This window comes from Actinobacillus ureae ATCC 25976, assembly GCF_000188255.1.
Lineage (GTDB): Bacteria > Pseudomonadota > Gammaproteobacteria > Enterobacterales > Pasteurellaceae > Actinobacillus > Actinobacillus ureae.
The window spans coordinates 1195665-1202416 of the sequence record NZ_GL831080.1 but is presented as its reverse complement, the minus strand read 5'-3'; the positions used below and the strand labels follow the sequence as shown (position 1 = coordinate 1202416).

General features: G+C 38.8%; 6 protein-coding genes. 5 read left to right on the top strand and 1 reads right to left on the bottom strand.

The genetic code is table 11. The features are described 5' to 3' along the window. Positions 1-391: 391 nt before the first annotated feature. The 5 genes from rlmM to HMPREF0027_RS05610 all read left to right on the top strand — a co-directional run bounded on the left by rlmM (position 392) and on the right by HMPREF0027_RS05610 (position 6468). The gene (rlmM, locus tag HMPREF0027_RS05630) at positions 392-1483 is read left to right on the top strand and encodes a 23S rRNA (cytidine(2498)-2'-O)-methyltransferase RlmM (protein WP_005622916.1); all 1092 of its coding nucleotides are present in this window, start codon (positions 392-394) and stop codon (positions 1481-1483) included. A gap of 108 nt (positions 1484-1591) precedes the next feature. After that, positions 1592-2401 carry a 4-hydroxy-tetrahydrodipicolinate reductase gene (gene dapB, locus HMPREF0027_RS05625; RefSeq protein ID WP_005622915.1) on the top strand — a complete coding sequence of 270 codons (810 nt, stop codon included), beginning with the start codon at positions 1592-1594 and terminating at the stop codon, positions 2399-2401. A 61-nt stretch (positions 2402-2462) separates the two neighbouring features. Then, entirely contained in the window at positions 2463-3596 is a 1134-nt protein-coding gene (locus HMPREF0027_RS05620; protein WP_005622914.1) for a methionine biosynthesis PLP-dependent protein, read from the top strand. Positions 3597-3699: 103 nt separating this feature from the next. Further along, complete coding sequence (gene hpt / locus HMPREF0027_RS05615) at positions 3700-4239, top strand: hypoxanthine phosphoribosyltransferase (RefSeq protein ID WP_005622913.1); 540 nt, start codon at positions 3700-3702, stop codon at positions 4237-4239. 93 nt (positions 4240-4332) lie between these two features. Next, entirely contained in the window at positions 4333-6468 is a 2136-nt protein-coding gene (locus HMPREF0027_RS05610; RefSeq protein WP_005622912.1) for a transglycosylase SLT domain-containing protein, read from the top strand. A 102-nt stretch (positions 6469-6570) separates the two neighbouring features. Here HMPREF0027_RS05610 and HMPREF0027_RS12105 read toward each other — a convergent pair whose 3' ends face one another. Beyond that, positions 6571-6714, bottom strand: a complete 144-nt coding sequence (locus HMPREF0027_RS12105; protein ID WP_005622911.1) for a hypothetical protein — start codon at positions 6712-6714, stop codon at positions 6571-6573. Between the last annotated feature and the right edge of the window lie 38 nt (positions 6715-6752).

Here is a 6752-nt window from a genome sequence, read left to right as displayed (position 1 = left end):
GGTTTAACGAGAAAATATAAGATATTGTTTATACAGGACTTTTTAAATAAAAAGGGTTGGTAATGATGATCTAAAAATAATCATTACCAACCCTTTTGTCCAATAGAGGCATAGTTTTGCAAAACACCAACCTTTTTGTCTACTATGCCAAAAGAGATAAAAAGTTGCATTTTAAGCTCCTAATTGTAATTCATTACAAGCAGAGCAAACGCAAAATCCCTGTTCCCTCAGGGATTTTTGCATTCTCCCTGCACCTATTGTTTTCACATCACTGTAAAAACAATGCCTGTTATTATATCCATGTTGTGTTTTTAATCAATTACTTGTTTTTCCTATCAAAATAGTGCGTAAAACGCTATACTAATTACATTTTTCACCAATTAGAAAACCTATGAATAAACTAGCATTATATTGCCGAGCGGGCTTTGAAAAAGAGACTGCCGGTGAGATTACCGATAAAGCGGCACAACTTGGTGTGTTCGGCTTTGTGAATTTAAAAGAAAATAGCGGTTATATTATTTTTGAATGTTATCAAGCAGGTGATGCAAATCGCTTAGCCAAAGAATTAAAATTTGAACAATTGATTTTTGCCCGTCAAATGATTGTTGTAGGGGATATGCTACAAGATCTGCCTGTCGAGGATCGCATTTCACCGATTTTAGAACAATACCAAGCGTTAAATCCGCGCCACAGTTCGGATATTTTTGTTGAAACGCCAGATACTAACGAAGCAAAAGAATTACTAACCTTTTGTCGTAAGTTTACCGTACCGCTACGTAATAGCTTAAAAAAGCAAGGCTGGTTAGGTAAATCAGAAAAAGCGAAAGGTAGTATTAGTTTACATATTTTATTTGTGCGTCCAGGCTGTTGTTATGTCGGTTATGCTTATAACGACAATAAATCGCCATTTTTTATGGGGATTCCCCGTTTAAAATTCCCGGCAGAAGCACCGAGCCGTTCGACCTTAAAATTAGAGGAAGCGATCCTCACCTTTATTCCGGAAGCGGAAGAGAAAAAACGTTTTACCGATGAAATGACCGGTGTGGATTTAGGTGCTTGCCCGGGCGGTTGGACCTATCAACTGGTTAAACGTGGTGTATTCGTGTATGCAGTCGATCACGGCAAAATGGCGGCAAGCCTGCACGAAACAGGGCGTATTGAACATTGTCCGGAAGACGGTTTTAAATTTCAACCACCTAAACGTAAAACTATCGACTGGTTGGTGTGCGATATGGTGGAACAGCCAATACGGATCAGCAAATTAATCGGTAAATGGTTAATTAACGGTTGGTGTCGAGAAACGATTTTCAACTTAAAATTACCGATGAAAAAACGTTATCAAGAAGCGCAATTATGTTTAGCGTATCTTGAAGAAGAACTCGAAAAACAAGGTTTTTGGTTTAAAATTCAAGCAAAACATCTCTATCACGATAGAGAAGAAATTACCGTACATATTGCGGTAATGGGACGTAAACCCCAATAAGTAAAACCAACATAAATAAGCGGTAAAATTTTCACAAAATTTTGCAAATTTATGGCAAAATCAGACCGCTTATTTTAACAAGAATAAGACGTTATAGAGGAAGACACAATGACATTAAAAATCGGAATCGTCGGTGCTGGCGGTCGTATGGGACGCAATCTGATTACTGCGGTACAAAATGCGGAAGGCGTGGAGTTAGGAGCAGCATTTGAACGTAAAGGTTCAAGTTTAGTCGGTGCGGATGCCGGTGAAGTGGCGGGCATTGGTGCAACAGGGGTAAAAATTAGCGATGATTTAAGCCAAAATACCAATTTTGACGTATTAATTGATTTTACCCGTCCGGAAGGTACTCTTGAGCATATTAAATTTTGTGTAGCAAACGGTAAAAAAATGGTCATCGGTACGACCGGTTTTGATGCTGCAGGTAAACAAGCGATTCAAATGGCGGCAGAGCAAATTTCGATTGTGTTTGCTTCTAATTATAGTGTCGGTGTGAACCTCGTATTCAAATTATTAGAAAAAGCGGCGAAAGTGATGGGCGATTATTGCGATATCGAAGTGATTGAAGCTCACCACCGTCATAAAGTGGACGCACCGTCCGGCACAGCACTATCAATGGGCGAACATATCGCAAAAATACTTGGACGTGATTTAAAAACACACGGTGTATTTGCTCGAGAAGGCATTACCGGTGAACGTAAACGTGATGAAATCGGTTTTGCAACCATTCGTGCCGGCAATGTGGTTGGCGAACACTCGGTATGGTTTGCCGATGAAGGTGAGCGTGTAGAAATTGCCCACAAAGCCTCAAGCAGAATGACGTTTGCCAACGGCGCAGTGCGTGCTGCTAAATGGCTTCAAACCAAGCAAAATGGTCTGTTTGATATGACGGATGTTTTGGATCTGAATAATTTATAGTTTAGATTGAATGTAGGGACGCACAGAGTGTGTTTAAAATGAATAATAAAAGGAATGAAAAATGACCAAATACAACAATATTGAAACCACGCTAGTACAGTTAGGTAACCGTACTGATCCTCGTACGGGTGCGGTAGCAACACCGATTATTTTATCGACCGCTTATGGACGTGATGGCTTAGGTGAGTCGACCGGTTGGGATTACACCCGTACTAAAAACCCAACCCGTGCCGTGTTAGAGCAAGGTATTGCAGATTTAGAAGGCGGTGATGCCGGTTTTGCAATGGCATCAGGTATGGCGGCAATTCAGTTAGTGATATCGCTTTTCAAAGCACCGGATGTGTGGATTATTTCAAGTGATGTATATGGCGGCTCTTACCGTTTATTTGATTTCAGTCATAAACATCACAATACAGTAAAACCGGTTTATGTAAATACCGCAGATTTGGAGGCAATTGAAGCGGCAATTACCCCAAACACTAAAGCGATTTTTGTTGAAACACCATCAAACCCATTAATGGAAGAGTGTGATGTTGATGCAATTTCTAAAATTGCGAAAAAACATAACTTAATGTTAATTGTGGATAATACCTTCTTAACGCCGATTTTATTCCGTCCGATTGAACACGGTGCGGATATCGTGATTCATAGTGCAACGAAATATCTTTCTGGGCATAACGATGTATTAGCTGGTTTGATTGTGGCGAAAGATTCAGAGGCGACTAAAGTAAACGGTCAAAATCTTTCTGAACGTTTATTCTACTTCCAAAACTGTGCAGGTGCGGTGCTTTCACCGTTTGATTCTTACCTTGCTGTGCGTGGTTTAAAAACACTTGCGTTGCGTATGGAGCGCCACCAATCGAATGCAACTGAATTAGCGAAGTTCTTAAGTGAACAGCCTGAGATTGATAGCGTACTTTATTCAGGTAAGAGCGGTATGCTTTCATTCCGTTTACAAAAAGAAGACTGGGTGCCGAAATTCTTAAAAGCGATCAATTTGATTACCTTTGCGGAAAGTTTAGGCGGTACGGAAAGTTTTATCACTTACCCGTCAACCCAAACACATATGGATATTCCGGAAGCGGAGCGTATTGCACGTGGTATTACCAATAACTTACTGCGTTTCTCAGTTGGCTTGGAACATGTTGAAGATTTAAAAGCGGATTTACGCCAAGCGTTCGGACAACTAAAATAAGTAAATTGGCATAACATTTTGGTGTTATGCCAAATTTATTTTGATTTTAGTATTAATTGTCATTATCATTACCCTCTATTTTTATTAAGAGAGCTTAAACATTATGAAAAAACATCACGTTGAAACCCTTATTTCTCGCGAAGAAGTTCAATCTCGTATTATGGAACTTGCTAAAGAAATTAATCATCACTATGCACACGCACATTGCGAGAATTTGGTTGTTGTAGGGCTATTACGTGGTTCATTTATGTTTATGGCGGATTTAGTGCGTTTAATTGATGTACCGGTTGAAGTTGATTTTATGACGGCTTCTAGCTATGATTCAAGTACGGAATCAAGTCGTGATGTTAAGATCTTAAAAGATCTTGATGGTGAGATTCACGGGAAAGATGTTTTAATCGTTGAAGACATTATTGATACCGGTTTTACTTTAAGTAAAGTACGTGATATTTTGAATTTACGTGAGCCTCGTTCGGTAGCAATCTGTACATTATTGGATAAACCTTCACGTCGTGAAGTAGAAGTACCGGTTGAATGGGCTGGCTTTGCAATTCCGGATGAATTCGTAGTGGGATATGGCATTGATTATGCTCAAAAATATCGCAACCTTGATTTTATCGGCAAAGTTGTGATGGACGAATAAACCATCAAAATAATATAACTAACCGCTTGCAGGAAACTTCAAGCGGTTTTTTGTGCCTAACTTGCTTAAGTAAAGAAAAGGGAGGAAGAAATAATGTGGAAAAAAACAATTCTAGCTTTATTGGTTGCAGCTTCAGTAAATATAAGTGTTGAAGCAAAGCAGAAAACGAAAGTATACAGTGAGACGGAGGTTGCTCAGCTCCAAGCCGAATTAGAAAAAAAATTAACTGACAAATGGCAAAAAGATCAGCAGGATGCAGCGGAACTTGTTAAGCAAAGAGCTTATTTTGAGCAATTAGATGCAATTTTAAAAGCGGCACAAACAAAGAAAACATTAACGCCGAATGCATTACAGCTAAGTAATGCGTTACTCAAGGTTTTAGCCGGCTATCCGCTGGAAATGGAAGCGGAATGGGAATTACTGAAGACCAAGCTTGCAGTTAAGCAAGTTTCAGAACAAGAAATTGCAGCGTTTTCCGAAAAATATCCGAATTCGATTTATCAGAAGCGCTTAAATCAGCTCACATTTGAACAATTATATCAAGCGGCAAAATGGGCAGAGTTACTTGAGTATGCCAAAAAAGTGACGCCGGAGGGCAATGAAAATCAGTGTCGAGTGTTTTCTGCACAATATCAGTTATTCGCTAGTCAAGCTCAGATCAATCCTGAAGCTGAACAAGCAACACAAAGCAATACCTCGGTAGATACAGCGGTAAATAGCGTAATAACTGATTTACTCGGACAGTTTGAAAAGTTTTGGTTAAAAACGGCTGAATTACCGCAAAGTTGTACCGATATTGAAGCTTATTGGCGTGATCAAGGCGGTAAAACAGCGGATAAAATCCGTTTAAAAGCAGTTGAATTATTTAAACAAAATGCAGCTAAAGGCTTAGAAACTTTGAGTTTAAATACTCAAGATTCAGAACTTACTTTGTGGCTTAGCGAAGTAAGTAAATTACAGAGTAACGTAAATTATTTGCAAAATTTTGTTCAAAATCAACCGCTTACTGAACACTATAAAGCATTGATTATGCACACTTTTCCTAAGTTGTTGAAATCATTAGCTGAAGATATTCCATCACCTAATTTTGCGCCTTACCAAACTTGGGCAGAAAAATGGCAATTAACACCGGCTGAGCTAAAAGAATGGAAAACAACGTTTATCAGCCGCTTTTTTGATAATCAGTCAGGAGAATGGCAAATTTGGCGTGATAATGAGCTTCAAACATTAAAAGCGGATAATCTGACCGAGCGACGCATACGTATGGCACTATGGAAAAAAGAGAAGTTGGATACTTGGCTTGTGTTATTATCGGATGAGGCTAAACAAAAAGCAGAATGGCGTTATTGGTTAGCGAAAACAGAAAAAGATCCACAAAAGCGTGTTCAACAGCTTACAAGTTTGGCGAAAGAGCGTGGTTTTTATCCGATGTTAGCTGCTCAGCAGTTAGGTTCGAATTATCAGTTTAATCAGCCTGAAGTTAAACCGTTAACAGATGAGCAGATAGCGCAATTTACCCCGCAATTTATGCGTATTAAAGAATGGCGTGCGCTTAATCGTTTCGAGTCCGCTAAAGGATTATGGGTTGAATGGCTGAAGATGCTACCGTTTGAGGAGCAACTTGGATTAAGTGAATATGCCAAGCAGCAAGAATGGTATGATTTAGCCGTTGAGGCCACGATTCAGGCAAAAGCATGGGATTATATCGATCTACGCCTACCGAATGCTTATGCACAATGGTTTGATTTAAATCTTACTGAGAAAGGCATGTCTAAAAGTTTTGCGATGGCAATTGCTCGTCAAGAAAGCGCTTGGAGTAGCCAAGCTAAGTCACACGCTAACGCAATGGGGCTAATGCAGATGTTACCGAGTACAGCAGCATTAACGGCGAAAAATATGGGATTGCCGTTTGAGAACGATAAAGATTTGTTTGATCCGCTTAGAAATATTATGTTAGGTACAGCGCATTTAAATGAGTTAAATGTGAAGTATCCAAATAATCGTATTTTAATTGCTGCAGCTTATAATGCCGGCGCAAGTCGAGTAGAGAAGTGGTTGGCACGAAGTAATGGCACATTAACGATGGATGAATTTATTGCTTCAATTCTGTTTTATGAAACGAGAGGTTATGTGCAAAATGTAGTAACTTATGATTATTACTATCAAATGTTACAGGGTAAAACAAGCAAAAAAATGTTTTATAAAGAGGAATGGCAGAAGCAATACTAATTAGCTGATTAATTTCTTATACTAATAAAACAAGCGGTTAAATTCTTCGGATTTTTTGCAAAATCTTCTGAAAATTTAACCGCTTGTTTATATATGAAACTGTTAGTTTAATGAAAATTCTTTACTGGTTGATTCGTATTTAATACCTGAATTAGACCCTTCAGTGCCATTAAAATAAACATTTTTAGACTGAGAACAAGCACTGTTCACTAAAATGCTTGCTACTAAGAAGATAACTTTTTCCATATCTGTCCTCGAGTATGTAAAAAAGCGGCCCTATTTTG